The sequence below is a fragment of the Streptomyces sp. NPDC088157 genome (genome assembly GCF_044741545.1).
In the GTDB taxonomy this organism is placed as follows: Bacteria; Actinomycetota; Actinomycetes; order Streptomycetales; family Streptomycetaceae; genus Streptomyces.
Genome location: NZ_JBIUSU010000001.1, coordinates 1 through 18,862, shown reverse-complemented (window position 1 = coordinate 18,862; position 18,862 = coordinate 1). Strand labels below are relative to the sequence as shown.

General features: G+C 71.7%; 15 protein-coding genes and 1 rRNA gene. 8 read left to right on the top strand and 8 right to left on the bottom strand.

All coding sequences use genetic code 11. From position 1 onward, the window contains the following. The first annotated feature begins 119 nt into the window (after window positions 1–119). Window positions 120–1,319 carry a winged helix-turn-helix domain-containing protein gene (locus ACIPFH_RS00080; protein ID WP_401821511.1) on the top strand — a complete coding sequence of 400 codons (1,200 nt, stop codon included), beginning with the start codon at window positions 120–122 and terminating at the stop codon, window positions 1,317–1,319. Between the two features lie 190 nt (window positions 1,320–1,509). Here ACIPFH_RS00080 and ACIPFH_RS00075 read toward each other — a convergent pair whose 3' ends face one another. The 6 genes from ACIPFH_RS00075 to mtrA form a co-directional block, all read right to left on the bottom strand. Beyond that, complete coding sequence (locus ACIPFH_RS00075; RefSeq protein WP_020133042.1) at window positions 1,510–2,256, bottom strand: response regulator transcription factor; 747 nt, start codon at window positions 2,254–2,256, stop codon at window positions 1,510–1,512. 206 nt (window positions 2,257–2,462) lie between these two features. Next, window positions 2,463–3,155 carry a ribosome hibernation-promoting factor, HPF/YfiA family gene (hpf, locus tag ACIPFH_RS00070; protein ID WP_356255070.1) on the bottom strand — a complete coding sequence of 231 codons (693 nt, stop codon included), beginning with the start codon at window positions 3,153–3,155 and terminating at the stop codon, window positions 2,463–2,465. Between the two features lie 314 nt (window positions 3,156–3,469). After that, the gene (locus ACIPFH_RS00065) at window positions 3,470–4,405 is read right to left on the bottom strand and encodes a ComF family protein (protein ID WP_401821509.1); all 936 of its coding nucleotides are present in this window, start codon (window positions 4,403–4,405) and stop codon (window positions 3,470–3,472) included. Window positions 4,406–4,678: 273 nt separating this feature from the next. Beyond that, a complete protein-coding gene (locus ACIPFH_RS00060) occupies window positions 4,679–6,529 on the bottom strand; it encodes an LpqB family beta-propeller domain-containing protein (protein WP_401821507.1) in 1,851 nt (616 codons plus the stop codon). Continuing rightward, on the bottom strand, window positions 6,504–8,672 hold the full coding sequence (mtrB, locus tag ACIPFH_RS00055; RefSeq protein WP_401821505.1) for an MtrAB system histidine kinase MtrB: 2,169 nt from the start codon (window positions 8,670–8,672) through the stop codon (window positions 6,504–6,506). The genes ACIPFH_RS00060 and mtrB overlap by 26 nt, the downstream gene beginning before the upstream one ends. A 1-nt stretch (window position 8,673) precedes the next feature. Further along, entirely contained in the window at window positions 8,674–9,363 is a 690-nt protein-coding gene (mtrA, locus tag ACIPFH_RS00050; RefSeq protein WP_187281934.1) for a two-component system response regulator MtrA, read from the bottom strand. 930 nt (window positions 9,364–10,293) lie between these two features. On the opposite strand from mtrA, the gene ACIPFH_RS00045 reads away from it, so the two are divergent. Next, window positions 10,294–10,440 carry a hypothetical protein gene (locus tag ACIPFH_RS00045; RefSeq protein ID WP_401821503.1) on the top strand — a complete coding sequence of 49 codons (147 nt, stop codon included), beginning with the start codon at window positions 10,294–10,296 and terminating at the stop codon, window positions 10,438–10,440. A 108-nt stretch (window positions 10,441–10,548) separates the two neighbouring features. Further along, a complete protein-coding gene (locus tag ACIPFH_RS00040) occupies window positions 10,549–11,421 on the top strand; it encodes a GNAT family N-acetyltransferase (protein ID WP_401821501.1) in 873 nt (290 codons plus the stop codon). A 39-nt stretch (window positions 11,422–11,460) separates the two neighbouring features. On the opposite strand, the gene mtnA is transcribed toward ACIPFH_RS00040, so the two are convergent. After that, on the bottom strand, window positions 11,461–12,606 hold the full coding sequence (gene mtnA / locus ACIPFH_RS00035) for an S-methyl-5-thioribose-1-phosphate isomerase (RefSeq protein WP_401821500.1): 1,146 nt from the start codon (window positions 12,604–12,606) through the stop codon (window positions 11,461–11,463). A 140-nt stretch (window positions 12,607–12,746) separates the two neighbouring features. On the opposite strand from mtnA, the gene ACIPFH_RS00030 reads away from it, so the two are divergent. From ACIPFH_RS00030 to ACIPFH_RS00010, 5 genes are all read left to right on the top strand, one after another. Further along, window positions 12,747–14,138 carry a hypothetical protein gene (locus ACIPFH_RS00030; protein ID WP_401821499.1) on the top strand — a complete coding sequence of 464 codons (1,392 nt, stop codon included), beginning with the start codon at window positions 12,747–12,749 and terminating at the stop codon, window positions 14,136–14,138. Between the two features lie 127 nt (window positions 14,139–14,265). Continuing rightward, a complete protein-coding gene (locus ACIPFH_RS00025; RefSeq protein WP_401823655.1) occupies window positions 14,266–14,988 on the top strand; it encodes a DUF4129 domain-containing protein in 723 nt (240 codons plus the stop codon). Continuing rightward, complete coding sequence (locus ACIPFH_RS00020) at window positions 14,985–16,181, top strand: DUF4350 domain-containing protein (protein ID WP_401821497.1); 1,197 nt, start codon at window positions 14,985–14,987, stop codon at window positions 16,179–16,181. Before ACIPFH_RS00025 ends, ACIPFH_RS00020 begins: the two co-directional genes overlap by 4 nt. Next, window positions 16,181–17,170, top strand: coding sequence for an AAA family ATPase (locus ACIPFH_RS00015; protein ID WP_401823653.1), 990 nt, complete (start codon window positions 16,181–16,183; stop codon window positions 17,168–17,170). The genes ACIPFH_RS00020 and ACIPFH_RS00015 overlap by 1 nt, the downstream gene beginning before the upstream one ends. Further along, on the top strand, window positions 17,170–18,480 hold the full coding sequence (locus ACIPFH_RS00010; protein WP_401821495.1) for a DUF58 domain-containing protein: 1,311 nt from the start codon (window positions 17,170–17,172) through the stop codon (window positions 18,478–18,480). Before ACIPFH_RS00015 ends, ACIPFH_RS00010 begins: the two co-directional genes overlap by 1 nt. 101 nt (window positions 18,481–18,581) lie before the next feature. Here the strand turns inward: ACIPFH_RS00010 and rrf are convergent. Beyond that, window positions 18,582–18,698: ribosomal RNA gene (gene rrf / locus ACIPFH_RS00005) — 5S ribosomal RNA — on the bottom strand. Window positions 18,699–18,862 lie beyond the last annotated feature (164 nt).

Sequence of the window (18,862 nt, the reverse complement as noted above, 5' to 3'; positions counted from 1 at the left end):
CAGCCGCAGGGACGGAAAGGGGACGGACGGTGGGAGCGAGGAGCCCCGCGCGTGCCCACCCGCACCCCGAACCCCCAGCTCACCCCCCGCTGTCAGTCCCACCCCCTATCGTGCGAGCCATGACGACCCCGCGCCCCGCCACCACCCTCTCGGCAGACGAAGCCCGCCGCATCGCCCTACGCGCGCAGGGCTTCCTCGGCACACCCGACCGCAAGGCCGGCGTCCGCGGAGCACTCCGTCACCTCGGCGCGGTCCAGCTCGACACGATCTCCGTCCTGGCCCGCTCCCACGAGCTGATCCCCTACGCCCGCCTGGGAGCGGTCGGCCGCAAGACGGTCGAGGACGCCTACTGGAAGCCCGTGTCCATGGAGACGCCCCGGGCACGACCGCACGCCTTCGAGTACTGGTCCCACGCCGCCTGCATCCTCCCCATCGAGGAATGGCCCCACTTCGCCTTCCGCCGCCGCGCCTACCGGGCCCGCCCGCACTGGAACCACGCCCTCCCGGACGGCACGTACGACCAGGTCGTCAAGCAGCTCCGCGCCGAAGGCCCGCTCACCGCGACCGAGTTGGGCGGAGCGAAGAAGACCAGCGAGTGGTGGGACTGGTCCGGCACCAAGGTCGCCGTGGAACGCGCGCTGATGTACGGCGAGGTGGTCTGCGTGGAGCGCCGCGGCTGGAAGCGCGTCTACGACCTCGCCGAACGCGCCGTACCCGCCGACCTGCTGCACGACGAACTGGACGACACCGAGTGCCTGCGCCGCCTCGTCCGCCTGGCCGGCCGGTCGCTCGGCGTGGGCACACGCGCGGACATCGCCGACTACCACCGTCTCAAGGGCGAACAGGTCGACGCCGTGATCGCCGACTCGGGCCTGGTCCCGGTCACGGTGGAGGGCTGGGGCAAGCCCGCCTGGGCCGACCCGGCGGCCCTGGAAACGCCCCCGCGCGGCCGTCACCGCACCACGCTCCTGTCCCCCTTCGACTCCCTGATCTGGGAACGGGCGCGCACCGAGCGGATCTTCGGCTTCACCCACCGCCTGGAGGCCTACGTCCCCAAGCCCAAGCGGATCCACGGCTACTTCGCGATGCCGGTCCTGGCCGGCGGCCGGCTCGTCGGCCGTGTGGACCCCGCCAGGGAGGGCCGCACACTGGTCGCCAGGCAGGTCAGCCTGGACGGCCCGAAGGCGGTCCCGGCGGTGGCCCAGGCCCTGCTCGAGGCGGCGACCTGGGTGGACTGCACGGACGTGCGCGTGGAGCGCGTGGACGCCCCGGACCTGCGCGAGCCCCTCATGAAGGAACTCACCCGCGCACTGGCCTGAACCGTGCCGGAGTCGCGCGGCGACCCGAGCCGGGACCGGGGCTGGACCCTCCGGAATCAGACCGGGACCAGACCGGGATGAAGGCCCGACTCAGGCTCGCATCAAGGGATCACCAGGGTCAGGGCGATGACCGGAGCCTTGGCGATCAGCGAAGTCACGGCGCTGACCGAAGTCACGGCGATCACCGAAGTCACCGGATCTCAAGGATCTTCTCCCGCATCGCGTACACCACCGCCTCCATCCTGGAGTGCAGCTGAAGCTTCTCCAGGATGTTGCGCACATGGTTCTTCACGGTGTTCTCGGAGATGAACAACTCCTTGGCGATGTCACGGTTGTTCATCCCCGTGGCGACCAGCTTGAGCACCTCCAGCTCGCGGTCCGTCAGCCGCGGCGCGGGCACGAGCCGACGCTCGTCGGTCCGCTGGATCATCGACTTGAACTCGGTGAGCAGTTTCGACGCCATGGAGGGGCTGATCTGCGACTGCCCGTCGGCGACCGCGCGGATCGCGGTGGCGACCTCGTCCGTGGAGATCTCCTTGAGGAGATAGCCGGTGGCGCCGGCCTTGATCGCCTCGTAGAGGTCGGCCTCCTCGTCGCTGATCGTCAGCATGATGATCTTCGCGCTGGGGGCCACCTCCTTGATGGAGGTGCACGCCTCGATACCACCGCGCTTGGGCATCCGTACGTCCATCAGCACGATGTCCGGCAGCAGGTCGGCCGCCTTGTCCACGGCCTCTGCGCCGTCCCCCGCCTCACCGACGACCTGGATGTCCTCCTCGGCCGCGAGAACGATCTCCAGGCCACGGCGGAACAGGGCGTGGTCGTCCACGACAAGGACTCTGATCGGCTCCTTGCGTGAGGTGCCCCCGTCCGGGCCCATGCCGACGACGCCGTCGTCGGCATCGTCGTCCCGCATCGGTCCGAAGCTGTCCGCCATCGTTCCTCCCCCTGAAGGCTGTGGCCGTGGTCCAGTGCCGTCGCCAACCCAAGGCAGCGGCCCACCGGTTGAGCCGCCCTGGCCATGATTCCATGCCCGGACGACAACGCGGTGACAGAGCGGTGCCCGAAGGGGTCGCACACGGGTGCCCCTGGGGGCGCACACAGCGCTCCAGGGGCACACCGCTCAGCTGTCACCGAGCATGATCAGCCGCCCAGCGCGCCGCCCGCCTCGGGGGAGTGCGCCTGGGCCACCATCGGGTCGGTGTCGAGGTAGATCACGCCGTAGTCGTAGGCGTGACGCCGGTAGACGACGCTTGGCTGCTTGGTCTCGGAGTCGACGAACAGATAGAAGTCGTGTCCGACCAGTTCCATCTCGTAGAGGGCCTGGTCGAGTGTCATCGGCGCGGCGACGTGGGTCTTCTCGCGCACCACGAGGGGGCCGTCGCCCTGCACCTCGAGCGAGCCGATCTTCTTCGTCGGCACGCTCTCCGACTCGCCGGCGGGGACGGGACGGCCGTTGCCGTTGAGCGTCGCCACACCCGGGACATGGTCGGGAACCTCTGCCGCGGAGAGCCTGCGGGCACCGCGGCGCGTGTAACGCTTGTCGTGCTGCTTGCGCAGCTGGGCATCCAGCTTCTCCGCCGCCAGGTCGAGTGCCGCGTACGCGTCGTTGGCCGAAGCCTCCGCCCGGATCACAGGACCGCGGGAGCGGAGCGTGATCTCCACTCGGTCGCACCGGTCCGCCTGTCGGGGGTTGGGCTCCTTGGACACCTCCACGTCGAGGCTGATCACCTTGCCGTCGAGCTTCTGGATCTTCTCCAGGTTCAGCTTCTCGGCCACGTGCTTGCGGAACCGCTCGGGCACCTCGGTCTTGCGTCCCTTGACGACGATGTCCACGCAGAACTCCGTTCCCGGATCACTCCGCTTCAGTGGCGGAGCATCTCCCTTTTGCACCAGGCTCCGGTGAGCACCGGAACCTCGGACTTGGTGACTTCCACCTCCTCCTCCCCCATGGGCGAGATCTACACCCCAGGTGCTGCGGAAGATTACGAAAACCGCAGCACGGCAGTCGGATAGGAGAGGTGTGGCCTGCGGCTTTCCCTCACAACCGAACATATCTCGCCCGGACGGATGTCGTCACCCTCTACTGCGGCGTACCTCCGTTCAGGCGAATGGGCCCTCTCATTACCTGCAACGACACAAGTTCTCGCTCAGTTCCGGTTTATTTCGAGAGAGTCCGGCGACGCGGCGACCACTGCCGCGCAGAGCACGTCACCGGCTCTGCCGGCACCGCCCATCAGCCTCTTCGGCACCCCGTCCACGGCTCCCTCCTCCGCTCCGGACAGCTTCTCTCTGCCTTCCCGAGTACTGCCCACATACACGGCCGTCGGCCCTTCACCACACAACACACCCGTCGCCTCCTCCCCGCACTGCCCCCTCTCACTCTCCCCCTGTCCCGCCCGCTCCGCCGCCGCGGCCGTCCGCACCGCGCGCGCCGCCTCCGCCAGCGAGGCGCCGGTCGTGACCACGTCGTCGACGAGGACCACCGGACCACCGCACAGCACCCGCGCACCCCCGGGCGCCACCGTCAGCGCGCCCACCAGGTTGTCCAGCCGCTGCCGGAAGTCGAGCCCCGACTGGTCGGCCACGGCCCGCCGCTGCCGCAGCACCGCGGCCACCCGGGCCGGCACCCCGGCCCGCCGCAACTCACCGGCCGCCGCGAACGCGATCCGTCGCGCCGGATCATGACCACGCGCCCGCACCGCGGCACGGGCGGAGGGGACGGGGACGAGCAGTACGCCTGCGGGTGACGGGGGGCCCTCCCCCCTCCCCACCTCCCCCATCCCCGCCCGCACAGCCCCCGCCAGCGCCGCCCCCAGTGGTCGGGCCAGCGCCAGGGCGCCGCGTTCCTTGTGGGCCAGCAGCACCGCCCGTACCTCGTCCGCGTACCGGGCCGCCGCGTGCACGGCGGGCAGCCCGGGCGGTTCCGGTACCGGTCGGACCCGGAACGGCGCGGCTCCGCCCAGCGCCGCACGGCACTGCGGGCAGAGCATCGTACGCGCGCTTCCGCAGCCTCCGCAGTCAGCGGGGAGCACCAGGCCGGCCAGTTCCTGCCACCATCTGCGAACGCCTTCCACGTCCTCCACTCTGCCGACCTGGGGAGCGGCCCGCCACCCCTGTGGAAAACCGCCTGGGGAGGCCTGTGGAAAACTCACGACAAGGCGGAGTGAAGGCGGGCGTGAAGGTGGTCGGACGACCGTCGAAAGGCGGACGGTAGTCGATCTGACCAGCAGAAAGGAGCAGGCCGAAAGCAGTTTCCTGAGGGAAGCCGGGCCAAAGAAGAAGGAGTCCGGGCAGTTGCCCCGAGTCCCGGGTCCGCTCTGCTCCGCTGAAGTCGCCGCGCGGTCCCGGGAAAAGAGTCACCCCGGATAGAACGCGACCGAAGCGGTCTCCTTCAACGTCCGCCACCCGCTTCCGCCGGGCAGCCAGAGCAGCCCGTCCTTGGAGGTCGCGAAGAGCGGGATGTCGCTGTCCTCGGAGGCGGCGATACTGGTGACCTCGGTGAGGCCGGGCAGTGTCCCCGCCTCGGGGATCGAGCCGTCGCACTGCACGTACTGCACCTGCTGCACGCCCCCGGACTCGCGTCCGACGACCACGAGCCGGCTGTCCCCGGCCCACGAGACGGCCGTGACCTGTTCCAACTCCGGTGTCGCGGAGCGCAGTTCCTGGAGCGACACGGACGGCTGCTCGCCGGTGCCCGGGCCTCGTTCGATCCGTCCGATGAGCAGGGACTGCTTGCCGCCCTTGTCCACGACGAGCGCGATCCGCACCCCGTCGGCGGCCACGCGTACGGCGTTGATACGGCCGTCCAGCCCCGGGGTGAGCACCTCCAGGGGCCGGCCGCCGCCCTTCTGCAGCAGGAGCAGCCGAGGAGCGCTGAGGTCGCGGTCGGCCACCCACAGGTCGCCCTGGGCGTCCCAGCTGGGGGTGGTGAGCCGGTCGGTCTCGGTCTTGCCCTTGCTCTGGAGTACGGGGTCGCCGATGGAGCTGCCGGAGACGGTGGAGGTGACGTAGAGCGTCTTGCCGTCGAGGGCGACTCCGGCGGCGCTGTGTTCGTCGCGGGCCACGGCCACCGAGCGCAGTGCCTTGGTGCCGTCTCCGAGCGCTCCGGGCACGGGGTCGGCCTTGGTGTTGCCGCTGCCGCTCGTCATCCGTACGAGGCGGTGCTGGCCGTCGATGAAGTACAGGTAGCCGGGGCTGGTTTCGGACCCGCGTGCGGCGACGGCCGCGGCCCGGTCCTCGGCGAGGGAGCACAGCTGGGTGCCGCCCGAGCGCAGCGCGACCTCGTCGACGGCGGGGGTCAGGCTCTGCAGGGAGAACAGCAGCTGGGCCGCCATCTCCTCGCACTTGCCCTGTCCGATGTGGACCGCCTTGTCGTTCAGCGGCACGGTGAGCTTGTTCTGGTCGTCGGGGGTCAGCGCGGTGACGCCCTTGGGAAGGGCCGTTCCGGTGGGGAAGCTGGATCTGACGACGGGACGGAGCCAGCTGGTGGGTCCGGTGAGCACGGAGCGCACCATCTGCGTCACCGGGTCGACGCGTTCACGGACGTAGACGGGGTCGGCGACGGCCATGGGCGGCCGTGAGCCGTCGGCCGTGGTGTTGGAGGCGAAGTAGTACTTGTTGACGGACACGTAGTTGCGCTGGAAGTCCGACTTGCCCATGACGACGCCCTGGGGGAGGGAGTCGATGCGCCACTGCCCGGTCTTCTTGTCGCGGCTGAGGTGGACCGGCTGGCCGTAGGTGCCGGACGCGGGCGCGTACGACTGCTGGGCGTCGACGGCGGCGACCTTCGTGCCGGTCAGGACGTAGGAGTAGTCGTCGCCGTCCTCCCTGGTGCCGGCGGGTCTGGCCTCGGTCGCCGGTCCGTCCGCGAGGACCGTCGTGGACCGTTCCGGCTGCCATCTCTGGGCGGCTCTGTCGGTCAGGTACTGCCGTGCGGTCGAGTAGCCCGGGTCGTCGCTGGTGAGCGCTTCGAGGAAGCCCTGGAGGATCTCCGAGGGCTGCGCGTCGTCCTGGGGCGGCATCGCGAACACCCGTACCTGGGTGTCCTGGCGCGGTGTGGACTCGACGCCGCGCAGATCGCCGCTGTCGGGCATGGAGGCGCACCCGGCCAGCAGGACGACGCCGCACGCGGCGTACGCCACCGCGCGCCCCGGCGTGCGCCGGGTTTCCCCCTCGCGCCACTCAGCGCCCACGAAATGCCTCCCCATGCTGGTCCGAGCCCTCCGCGTCGGCGTTCGGCCGGTCCGGAGTCCCCCTCGGTGTCGTGTCCCGCGCGTCGGCCGCGTCCCCGTCGTCGTCTCTTGAGCGTGCCGGTTCCGTGTGTTCCGGTTTCTCGCCGCGTGCCGTCTCCGCAGCGGGCGGTTCGTCCTGTCTGCGCCCCCCGCCGACCGTTCCGGGCGCGGGCCGGGACACTACGCGCGCGCCGTTGCCGGGCAGCGCCGTCGGGTCGGCCGTGGGCGTTGTGCCGGCCATGCGGGGCCCGAGGGTGCTCCGTGCGGCCGACTGCTGCTCATCGGCGGGCTGTACGGGCACCGTCGCGCTCTTCTCGTCTCCGCCGCGCGGCTGACCCGCGTCGTCGAGGTCTCCGCGGTTGCGGCGGGAGTCCTTGGGCTCGAGCGGTATCGGCGAGCCGCGCAGCGGTTCGTCGGCGGTCCTGGGCAGCGTCAGCCGGAACTGCGAGCCGCCGCCGGGCTCTCCCCAGGCCTGGAGCCAGCCGCCGTGCAGGCGTGCGTCCTCCAGGGCGATGGACAGCCCCAGACCGGTGCCGCCCGTGGTACGCGCGCGTGCCGGGTCGGCCCGCCAGAACCGGCTGAAGACGCGGGTGGCCTCGCCGGGCTTGAGCCCGACGCCGTAGTCGCGCACGGCGATCGCGACTGCCCCGCCCGCGGCGGCCAGTTTGACGATGACGTCCTTGCCCTCGCCGTGTTCCACGGCGTTGACCACCAGGTTCCGCAGGACCCGCTCGACGCGCCGGGCGTCTGCCTCGGCGACGACGGGCTGCTGGTCGCCGATGACGCGTACGGCCGTCCCCTTGCGTTCGGCGAGCGGCGCGGCCCCGCTGACGACCCGCCGCACGACCTCCCTGAGGTCGATCGGCTCGGCCTCCAGGGCGGCGGCGCCGGCGTCGAAGCGGCTGATCTCCAGCAGGTCCGCGAGCAGTGTCTCGAACCGGTCGAGCTGGTCGGCGAGCAGTTCCGCGGACCGTGCGGTGACGGGGTCGAAGTCGACGCGGGCGTCGTGGATGACGTCGGCGGCCATCCGTACGGTCGTCAGCGGTGTCCGCAGTTCGTGCGAGACGTCGGAGACGAACCGTCGCTGCATGCGGGACAGGTCCTCCAGCTGCTGGATCTTCAGCTGGAGGTTCTGGGCCATTTTGTTGAAGGCCTCGCCGAGGCGGGCGATGTCGTCCTCGCCGGTGACCTTCATCCGCTCCTGGAGCCGCCCGGCGGACAGCCGCTCGGCGATACCGGCGGCCATCCGCACCGGTGTGACGACCTGCCGCACCACGAGCCACGCGATGGCGCCGAGGAGTACGACGACGAAGAGCCCGGCGGTCGCCAGCGTGCCCTTGACCAGGCTCAGCGACTTCTCCTCCTGCGTGAGCGGGAAGAGGTAGTACAGCTCGTACGGATCGCCGTTGGGGTCGTTGACCTGCTTGCCGATGACCAGGGCCGGCTGGGAGTCCTTGTCGCTGAGGTAGATGATGCGGGAGTAGCTCTGGGCCGCACCGGTGCTGCTGTTGACCTGCTCGCGCAGGTTCTCCGGGACGCTCTTGTCGGGGTCGACGAAGCCTGAGGCACGCGGGCCGCGGGCGACGCCGCTGACGTCGCCGGGAGGCAGGGTGACCACGTCGAAGGCGCCCTGGCCACCGCTGGACAGCGACAGCACGAGCTCGCTCATCCATTCGATGACGTTCTGGGAGGCGCCGCCGTCCGCCGGGGTGCCGTCGTCGGCGGCCGCGCTGGCGGCCTCGTCGGCCTTCTGTTTCGCCACGGCGAATCCGCCGGTGGCCTGGCTCTGGGACGCCTTCACCTTGGCGTCCAGCAGCCCGTTGCGCACCTGCCCGATGACGACGAAGCCCAGCAGCAGGACGACGCCCAGCGACATCAGCAGCGTGGTGACGACGACCTTGAGCTGGATGTTGCGCCGCCACAGCCGCATGACGGGCAGCAGCGGCCGACGCACCCAGCGCAGCAGCAGCCTCAGAACGGGGCTGCCCTGCACCCCGCCCTGGAGCAGTCCTCCTTCGAGGAGACGCGCGAAGCGTGAACCCGGCGTCCTACGGCCGACAGGCCGCTGTGGACGGGCCCCGGACCGACCGGGGGCCGAAGCGGCACTGTCACCGGACATGTCAGCTGGGTCCTGCCTTGTATCCGACGCCACGGACGGTCACGACGATCTCCGGTCGCTCGGGGTCCTTCTCGACCTTGGAGCGCAGTCGCTGTACGTGCACGTTCACCAGGCGGGTGTCGGCGGCGTGCCGGTAGCCCCACACCTGTTCGAGGAGCACCTCGCGGGTGAAGACCTGCCAGGGCTTGCGCGCCAGCGCGACCAGCAGGTCGAACTCCAGCGGCGTCAGCGCGATCGACTGTCCTTCCCGCTTCACGGAGTGACCGGCCACGTCGATGACCAGATCGCCGATGGCGAGCTGTTCCGGCGCCGGCTCCTCGGACCTGCGCAGCCGTGCCCGGATCCGGGCGACCAGCTCCTTCGGCTTGAACGGCTTCACGATGTAGTCGTCGGCGCCGGACTCCAGTCCGACGACGACGTCGACGGTGTCGCTCTTCGCCGTGAGCATCACGATCGGCACTCCGGACTCCGCCCGGATCAGGCGGCACACCTCGATGCCGTCCCGGCCGGGCAGCATCAGATCCAGCAGCACCAGGTCGGGCTTCGCCTCACGGAAAGCGGCCAGCGCCTTGTCACCGTCGGCCACGAAAGACGGCTCAAAACCTTCACCACGCAGCACAATGCCGAGCATCTCGGCCAGTGCGGTGTCGTCGTCGACGACAAGGACTCGTCCCTTCATAAACGACATCATCCCATTCTCATAACGGTGAAGGCGGCGCAGGTGAGAAGGCTCACCGGCCAGTGACGATAGTCGTACGGGGCGGTCACTGTCTGCCCGGGTCCGCCGACGTCGATGTCAGCACCGATGTCGGGCGGTCCGGACACCGGCTCGACGCACGGACGTCGTGACTCAGAGGAAGCTCCCGCAGCCGTCGCGTGACGACGCGGGCTCCGAGGGGCCCTGGGCGAGCCGGGGTGAGGGATTGCCCCAGGCTCCCGAGAGGGTTGGTGGCATCGGCCGGGCAGGCGGCTCCCACGCGCGCACCGCCCGGAACGCCCCCACGGTCGAACGAGGACGTGGCGCCCGCGGACGCCCGCTTCCGTCCGCGTCCGCCGCGCACACCATCTCGGCGTCATCGGCGCCTCAAGGAGAGCATTCGGCGTGTCCACAGCATCCGACACCCCGGTCGTGGACACCCTCGCCGCCATGACCATCGACTCCCTCGAACGATGCGGTCTGTCGCCGGACACGCTCATCCTGACCCGCCTCGCCGCGCTCGCGGCCTCGGACGCGCCCCCCGTCTCCTGCCTCACCCACGTCGACGCGCGCGCAAGGACGCGCGCGCAAGGCCGATCTGACCGCCGCTCAGGTACCGGACGTCCTGGTCGCCCTCGCCCCCATCGTGGGCACGGTCCGCGTGATGACGGCAGCGGGCGACCCCACCGCAGCGCCGGGCATCGCGATCGCGGTGGCCCCCGCCGAGATCGAGGCCGGGAGCCGAAGGGGAGCGACCCTCAACGGTCATCGTGCGCGGCAAGGAACTGCGTGGGGTCGTACAGGCGCTCGCACGGGACGAAGGGGCCAAGCCGCCAAGCGGGCGCTGCGGCTCCTCTCTGCGGCTCTCACGGCTGCCCTGTCGAAGACATTGGCCTGACCCGGAACCTGACCGAGCTCGTCCACGTGCGGGCGACCGCCGACAGCGGCAAGAGCCGGGACGCCGTGCCCGTCCTCCGCTTCCTTGCTGCCGCCGCCGACTCACGCCGTACCGCCGACGTTCCTCTTCCCGGTGAGGGAGACACGCAGGTGAGCGGGGTCACCGGCCTGTGACCACAGTCGTAGCGGGCGGGCCCTGTCCGCCCTCGGGGTCGCGCCGTCGGTTTCGACGGCGGTCCCTGCGGGAAATCTCGGTGCGGTACGGCACCGTCCAGTGGTGGGATGCGCCGCATGAGTGACCCGCTGCGCGACCGCATCGAGCGGTATTACGCCACCGTTCCCCTCCTCTTCGCCGACGCCGAGGACTTCGGCCCGCTGCGCCTGTTCGTACGGAAGGAACCCGGCGCCCCCTACTACGGCGGCCCGGGGCACGCCCAGCCCACCGCGGCGGGCTCGGCCTCCGTCGAAGCCGCCGACATCGCCCGGGTGCGTGCCCGCCAGCGTGAACTCGGGGTGCCGGAAGCGTTCGAATGGCTCGCCGAGTCGGCGCCCGCGCTGCGTGCCCGTATCGAGGCCGCCGGCCTCGCGGTGCTGCGACGCCCGCTGATGGCACTGCCACCCGACCACCCGCTCCCTCCACAGCCCCTGCCGGAGGGCGTGACACTGCGCGCGCTGACCGCGGACGATCCCGCACTGCCCGCGGCCCTCGCGCTCCCGCACCTGGCCTTCGCCACGGAGCCCGCCACCGGTGAACCCGCCCCCGCGACGGGCCCGTCCGACCGCGCAAAGCTGTCGGGGCGGGCGAAGGAGCTGACCGAGGACGGCACGGTGGCCGCGGTCCGACCCACGATCCGCGCCGGACACAAGACCCTCGTCGCCGCCCTTGCGCCGGACGGCACTCCCCTGGCCACCGGCCACTACCACCCGGCGAACGCCACCACGGAGATCGGCGGCGTCGGCACCCTTCCGTCCGCCCGCCGCCAGGGGCTGGCCGCCGCCGTGACCGCGGCCCTGGTCACCCACGCCCGGGCCCACGGCATCGAGACGATATTCCTCGCCTACGCGCAGGAGACAGTCGCCCGCATCTACGCCCGCCTCGGCTTCCGCCCCGCCGGCACGACCCTCCTGATCGCCGGCCAACCCGCACGCTCGTAGGCACGCGCCCGGCGCACGCGGGCGCCTACCGACGGGCGATCACAGTGCCTCCCCGCCCTGGCGCGCCCTTCCGTACAGCTCGGCGAGCGCATCGGCCGTCACCGGCGACACCACACCTACCTCCGTGACGATCGCCGTCACCAGCTCGGGCGGCGTCACGTCGAACGCGGGGTTGTACGCCTGGGTCCCCAGGGGCGCCACCGGAGTCCCGGCTCCCGCTCCCATCACCGGCGCCTGCGACGCCATGGCCTCCGTCACCTCGTGCCCGGGGCGCTGCTCCACCTCGATGGACGCACCGTCGGGCGTCGCGAGATCCACCGTCGTCAACGGCGCCACGACGATGAACGGCACATGGTGGTACCGCGCCAGCACCGCGAGCGGATAGCTCCCCACCTTGTTCGCCACCGACCCGTCGGCCGCGATGCGATCCGCCCCGATCAGCACCGCGTCCACCTCCCCGGCCGCGAAGAGCGAACCCGCGGCGTTGTCCGTCAGCAAGGTGTACGCCATGCCGTTGCGCGCCGCTTCGTACGCCGTGAGGCGCGCGCCCTGCAGCAGCGGCCGCGTCTCGTCCACCCAGAGCCGACGGAGCCGCCCCGCCCGGTGCCCGGCGAGCGCGACCGCGAACGCCGTCCCCTCCCCGCCCGACACCAGCGCACCGGTGTTGCAGTGCGTGAGGACACGGTGGCCGCCGCCCGGCAGCAACTCGTCGAGGAGCGCCAGCCCGTGCCCTGCCATCCGGGCACTGGCCTCGGCGTCCTCCCGGTGGAGCTGCCGGGCCGCCGCCAGCGCGGCCCGCGCGCCCTGCGCCGGATCGCCGCCCTTGACGAGCTCGGCCTGGTACGCGGCCCTCGCCCGGCCCACGCCGACGGACAGGTTCACCGCGGTGGGCCGGGCGCCCGACAGGGCGTTCGCGGCGTCCTCCACGTCGAAACCCCGCGCGGCGGCGAGCGCGACGCCGTACGCCCCCGCGATGCCGAGCAGCGGTGCCCCACGCACGGCCAGCGAACTGATCGCCTCCACCAGCACGGACGCGTCCGTACACACCAGTTCGACTTCCTCGGCCGGCAGTCTCGTCTGGTCGAGAAGGACCAGAACAGGACCCTCGGGCAACTCCTCCCAACGGATCGCAGGTACCTCGGTCGGCCGCTTGTCCTCGCCGGTTTGCGCGTACTGATCAGCCATGCGATCAGTCTGCCCCGGATCCGGCGGACAATTGAAGGTGTGCAGCCCCTACCGCGGCCGGTCACCCGGTGAGCGCCCCATGGCACGATGGCTCCCAACCTGCCGCCGCGCCCGCGGACGGGCACCGTGAAGGAGCGACGATGAAAGACACTCCGGGCTGGGCCTCGCCCGGATCCGCCCCGTCCGACGGACAGGAGCCCGGCGCGTCCCACCCCGCCGAGCCCACGGACCGCCCCGCCGACGCCCGGCCCGCGGACCAGCCGGGCGAGGACCCGCAGAGCCCCGGCACGAAGTGGTCCAAGGAACAGCCGCCCCCCGGCCCCGGCCAGTGGTCCGCGCCCGCGGGACCCCAGAGCCCGGGCCGCGACGCCGGCCAGAGCCCGCCGCCCCCGCCGCCTCCTCCGCCCGGCCCCGGCTGGGGCGGGCCCCCGCCCTCCGGACCGGGCGGCGGATACCCCGGCGGCCCCGCAGGCCCCGGACCCGGCGGATACGGCGGTTACGGCGCTCACGGCGGCTGGGGTGCCGGCTGGGGCGGCCCCCCGCCGGCGGCGAAGCCCGGCGTGATCCCGCTGCGCCCGCTCGCCGTGGGCGAGATCCTCGACGGCGCCGTCGCCACGATGCGCACCTACTGGCGCACGGTCCTGGGCATCTCGCTGACCGTCGCCGTCATCACCCAGATCTTCGTCGTCCTGTTGCAGGGCCTCCTCCTCGAAGGCACGGACACGACCGCTCTCGGCGAGCCGAGCGCCACCGCCGACGAGCAACTCAACGCCATGGGCGACGCCATGCGTGCCTCCGGCCCCGTCCTCCTCATCGCCCTCATCGGCACCATCACGGCGACCGCCCTGCTCACAGCCGTCACCAGCCGGGCGGTCCTCGGTAAACCGGTCACCCTCGGGGAGGCCTGGCGCGACGCCCGCCCCCAGGTGTTCAAGCTGTTCGGCCTGATCTTCCTGCTGGTACTGATCGCCGCCGTGACCGTCCTCGTGTGCCTGCTGCCGGGCATCCTCGTGAGCGCGGCGGGCAGCTCGGACGCGGGGGCCGCGCTGATGGCCTTCGGCATCCTCGGCTCGATCGGCCTGGTGCTGTGGCTGCTGGTCCGCTTCTCCCTCGCCTCGCCCGCCCTGATGCTCGAGAAGCAGAGCATCAAAAAGGCGTTCGGCCGCTCCGCGAAGCTCACCCGCGGCTCCTGGTGGCGCGTCTTCGGTATCCAGCTGCTCGCCCTGATCATCGCGAACCTCGTCTCGATGATCGTCGTCGTCCCCTTCGCGCTCATCGGTATGGCCCTGAGCGACGGGGGGATCAGCGGCATGGCCGACGCGAGCAGCGACTACGGCTGGACCTACCTGATCGTCAGCGGCATCGGTTCGGTCATCGGCTCCATGATCACCTTCCCGATCTCGGCAGGGGTCTACGTACTCCTCTACGTCGACCAGCGCATCCGGCGGGAGGCCCTCGACCTCGACCTGGCCCGCGCCGCGGGCCTCCAGGGTTACGGCCCCTCCGCCGTCGGCACCACCCCGGGGAGCTGATGCGGTGAACCTGGCGGGGGGCGTTTTCACCGCACTGCCACTCCCGGGCGGCCTGCCCGTCCGGTCCCTGCTGCCCGGCAGTACCGAAGCGGTCCCGGCGGCCCTGCCCCGCATCGCCGACAGGACCATGGCAGCGCTGCTGCGGGCGGGCGACGGCACCGTGCTGTCGTCGGCCCGCTCGGGCCACGAGCCGCCGGTCACCGTCCCGCGCGACCCCGCGCGGGAAGCGGCCCGCCGTGAGCTGTCCAAGGACCTGTACCACCAGAACGACCCCAGCCTGTTCCAGCGCGCCCTGGACACCCTCTGGGACTGGATCGGCGACCTGCTCGGCACCGCTTCGACCGCCACCCCCGGCGGCACCCTCGGCCTGCTGGTCGTGATCCTGGCCGTAGCGGCCGTCGTGGGCGCCCTGTGGTGGCGCCTGGGCTCCCCGCGCCGCCGGCCCACGTCCACCGCCGCCCTCTTCGACGACCGTCCCCGCAGCGCCGCCGACCACCGCGCCGCCGCCGAGACACACGCCGCCCAGGGCCACTGGAACCAGGCCGTCCAGGAACGCACGCGCGCCATCGTCCGCTCCCTGGAGGAACGCGCCCTCCTCGACGTCCGCCCCGGCCGCACGGCCGACGAGGCCGCCGCCGACGCCGGCCGCACCCTGCCCGCGCACACCGACCGACTGAGCGCCGCCGCCCGTGACTTCGACGACGTGACATACGGCGGCCGCCGGGCCACCCAGCAGTCGTACACGCGCATGGCCGAACTCGACCTCGACCTGGAACGCGCCAAGCCCCACCTGACAGCGAGCAGCACCCACACCGCGGCCCACCCCGCCCGCCAGGGAGCCTCCGAATGACGACCGAGGCCACGCTCCCGTCCACCTCGGCCTCGCCCACCGCCCGGCTGCTGTGGACCCGCGCACGAGGCGTCACTCTCGCCCTCGTGCTGCTCCTGGCGGGCGCCGTCACACTCGCCGTGCTCCAGTCCGACGCCCGCCACGGCGCCCTCGACCCGCGCTCCGCCGACCCCTACGGCAGCCGCGCGCTCGCCGCACTCCTCGCCGACCGCGGCGTGTCCACCCGCGTCGTCACCACCCTGGCCGGGGCCCGCACCGCAGCGAGCCCCGACACCACTCTCCTGGTCGCCACCCCCGACCTCCTGACGGAGCGCCAACAGCGCGACCTCCACTCGGCGATCGCCGGCTCCGGCGGCCGCACCCTCCTCGTCGCCCCCACCGGCTGGTCCGTGGAAACCCTCGCACCCGGCGTGACCGCGGACCCCGCCAACAGCCGCGGCTCCGCGCTCTCCCCCGACTGCGCACTGCCCGCCGCCCGCCGCGCCGGCACCGCGGAAACCGGCGGCATCCGCTACACCACCCGCGACCTCGGCGCCGACAAGTGCTACCCCAGCGCCCGCCTGGCCACCCTGCTGCGCGTCCCGGACACCTCCGGCGACGGCGACACCGTGGTCCTCGGCGCGCCCGACATCCTCTACAACAACCGCCTCGACAAGCAGGGCAACGCCTCGCTCGCCCTCCAACTCCTCGGCTCCCGCAGCCATCTGGTCTGGTACCTCCCCTCGCTCTCCGACACCGCCGCCACGGACCCGGACGACGAAAAGGGCTTCTTCGACCTGTTGCCCTCCGGCTGGCTCTGGGGCACGCTCCAGCTCTTCGTCGCGGCAGCCCTCGCCGCCCTCTGGCGGGCACGCCGACTCGGCCCCCTCGTGCCCGAGAGACTCCCCGTGGCGATCCGCGCCTCCGAGACCGTCGAAGGCCGCGCCCGCCTCTACCGCAAGGCCAACGCCCGCGACCGCGCGGCCGTCGCTCTTCGCTCCACCACCCGCACCCGCCTCGCCCCTCTCCTGGGCGTCCCCGTCACCCAGGCGCACACGCCCGAGGCACTCGTCCCCGCCCTGTCCGCCCACCTTCACGGCGACGGACAGTCCCTGCACTTCCTCCTCTTCGGCCCACCACCCGGCGACGACGCGACCCTGATCGCGCTCGCCGACCAACTCGACGCCCTCGAAAGAGAGGTACGCCGTCCATGATGGACCCGACCACTGACAACGCCGGGCACACCGGGGATCCAGGCCGCGCCCGCGCCTCCCTGGAGGCCCTGCGCGCCGAGATCTCCAAGGCCGTGGTCGGCCAGGACCCCGCCGTGACAGGGCTGGTCGTGGCCCTGCTCTGCCGCGGGCACGTCCTCCTCGAAGGGGTCCCCGGAGTGGCCAAGACGCTGCTCGTCCGCGCCCTCGCCTCGGCACTCGAACTCGACACCAAGCGCATCCAGTTCACCCCCGACCTCATGCCCGGCGACATCACCGGCTCCCTCGTCTACGACGCCCGCACCGCCGAGTTCTCCTTCCAGCCCGGCCCGGTCTTCACCAACCTCCTCCTCGCGGACGAGATCAACCGCACCCCGCCGAAAACCCAGTCGTCCCTCCTCGAAGCGATGGAGGAACGCCAGGTCACAGTCGACGGCACGCCCCGCCTCCTCCCCGACCCCTTCCTGGTCGCCGCCACCCAGAACCCCGTCGAGTACGAGGGCACCTACCCCCTCCCCGAAGCCCAACTGGACCGCTTCCTCCTCAAACTGACGATCCCGCTCCCCTCCCGCCAGGAGGAGATCGACGTCCTCAACCGCCACGCCGAGGGCTTCAACCCACGCGACCTGCACGCCGCCGGCATACGCCCCGTCGCAGGACCGGCCGACCTCGAAGCCGCCCGCGCCGCAGTCGCCAAGACAACGATCTCCCCCGAGATCACGGCCTACGTCGTCGACATCTGCCGCGCCACCCGCGAATCCCCGTCCCTCACCCTGGGCGTCTCCCCGCGCGGCGCGACCGCCCTCCTGGCCACCGCACGCGCCTGGGCATGGCTCACCGGCCGCGACTACGTCATCCCCGACGACGTCAAAGCCCTCGCCCTCCCCACCCTCCGCCACCGCGTGCAGCTCCGGCCGGAGGCCGAGATGGAAGGCGTCACGGCCGACTCCGTCATCAACGCGATCCTCACCCACGTCCCCGTACCCCGCTGATGGCACTCACCGGACGCACGGCCCTCCTCGCGGCCCTCGGCTCCCTCCCCGTCGGTATCTGGGGCCCAAGCTGGACTGGCATCCTCGCGGTCAACGCCCCCCTGGCCGTGGCCTGCGCCTGCGACTTCGCCCTGGCCGCCTCGGTACGCCGACTGAGCCTGACCCGCTCCGGCGACACCTCCGCCCGCCTCGGCGACCCGGCGGACATCACCCTCACCATCACCAACCCGTCCCGCCGCCCCCTGCGCGCGCATCTCCGCGACGCCTGGCCCCCCAGCAGCTGGCAACCAGGCACGGAGACGGAGGCCTCCCGCCACCGCCTGACGGTCCCACCCGGCGAACGCCGCCGCATCACGACCCGCCTACGCCCCACCCGCCGCGGCGACCATCACACCGACCGCGTCACGATCCGCTCCTACGGCCCCCTCGGCCTCTTCTCCCGACAAGGCACCCACAAGGTCCCCTGGACCGTACGCGTCCTCCCCCCGTTCACCAGCCGCAAGCACCTCCCGTCGAAACTGGCCCGCCTGCGCGAACTGGACGGCCGCACCAGCGTCCTCACCCGCGGCGAGGGCACAGAGTTCGACAGCCTGCGCGAATACGTTCCCGGCGACGACACCCGCTCCATCGACTGGCGCGCCACAGCCCGCCATTCAACGGTCGCGGTCCGCACCTGGCGCCCCGAACGCGACCGCCACATCCTTCTCGTCCTCGACACCGGCCGCACCTCCGCAGGACGCGTCGACGACGCCCCCCGCCTCGACGCCTCCATGGACGCGGCACTCCTCCTCGCCGCCCTGGCATCCCGCGCCGGCGACCGAGTCGACCTCCTCGCCTACGACCGCCGCGTACGCGCCCTCGTCCAGGGCCGAACAGCCCGCGACGTTCTCCCCTCCCTGGTGAACGCCATGGCCACCCTCGAACCCGAACTGGTCGAAACGAACGCCCGTGGCCTCACCGCCACAGCCCTGCGCACGGCCCCCCGGCGCTCCCTCATCGTCCTCATGACCACTCTGGACGCCGCCCCGGTCGAGGAAGGCCTCCTTCCCGTCCTCCCCCGACTCACCCAGCGCCATACGGTCCTGGTGGCATCGGTCGCCGATCCTCACATCGCCCGCATGGCCACGTCCCGCGGCAATGCCGAGGCCGTGTACGAAGCCGCAGCCGCCGCCCAGGCCCGGACAGAACGCCATCGCACAGCCGACCAGCTCCGCCGGCACGGCGTCACCGTCGTCGACGCGACACCGGACCAACTGGCCCCCGCACTCGCAGACGCCTACCTGGCACTGAAAGCGGCGGGACGCCTATAGAAACAAACGGGCTCTCTTGAAAGAGAGCCCGTCAAAACCATCACACCCCTGAACGCAGAAAACCCCCGCACCGTGAGGTGCGGGGGTTTCCCGTAATATTTGTTCGGCGGTGTCCTACTCTCCCACAGGGTCCCCCCTGCAGTACCATCGGCGCTGTAAGGCTTAGCTTCCGGGTTCGGAATGTAACCGGGCGTTTCCCTCACGCTATGACCACCGAAACACTGTGAAACACATGCAGCCGCACCATGCCGTGACCATGACATGGGGCCGTTCGTGGTTTCAGAACCAACACAGTGGACGCGAGCAACTGAGGACAAGCCCTCGGCCTATTAGTACCAGTCAGCTTCACCCATTACTGGGCTTCCACATCCGGCCTATCAAC

Coding starts and splice junctions, on each gene's coding strand:
- ACIPFH_RS00015 (WP_401823653.1), top strand. CDS start 16,181: ATGGACCCGACCACTGACAACGCCGGGCACACCGGGGATCCAGGCCGC.
- ACIPFH_RS00020 (WP_401821497.1), top strand. CDS start 14,985: ATGACGACCGAGGCCACGCTCCCGTCCACCTCGGCCTCGCCCACCGCC.
- mtrA (WP_187281934.1), bottom strand. CDS start 9,363: ATGATGTCGTTTATGAAGGGACGAGTCCTTGTCGTCGACGACGACACC.
- mtrB (WP_401821505.1), bottom strand. CDS start 8,672: ATGTCCGGTGACAGTGCCGCTTCGGCCCCCGGTCGGTCCGGGGCCCGT.
- ACIPFH_RS00030 (WP_401821499.1), top strand. CDS start 12,747: ATGAAAGACACTCCGGGCTGGGCCTCGCCCGGATCCGCCCCGTCCGAC.
- ACIPFH_RS00040 (WP_401821501.1), top strand. CDS start 10,549: ATGCGCCGCATGAGTGACCCGCTGCGCGACCGCATCGAGCGGTATTAC.
- mtnA (WP_401821500.1), bottom strand. CDS start 12,606: ATGGCTGATCAGTACGCGCAAACCGGCGAGGACAAGCGGCCGACCGAG.
- ACIPFH_RS00075 (WP_020133042.1), bottom strand. CDS start 2,256: ATGGCGGACAGCTTCGGACCGATGCGGGACGACGATGCCGACGACGGC.
- ACIPFH_RS00025 (WP_401823655.1), top strand. CDS start 14,266: ATGGCAGCGCTGCTGCGGGCGGGCGACGGCACCGTGCTGTCGTCGGCC.
- ACIPFH_RS00060 (WP_401821507.1), bottom strand. CDS start 6,529: ATGGGGAGGCATTTCGTGGGCGCTGAGTGGCGCGAGGGGGAAACCCGG.
- ACIPFH_RS00080 (WP_401821511.1), top strand. CDS start 120: ATGACGACCCCGCGCCCCGCCACCACCCTCTCGGCAGACGAAGCCCGC.
- ACIPFH_RS00010 (WP_401821495.1), top strand. CDS start 17,170: ATGGCACTCACCGGACGCACGGCCCTCCTCGCGGCCCTCGGCTCCCTC.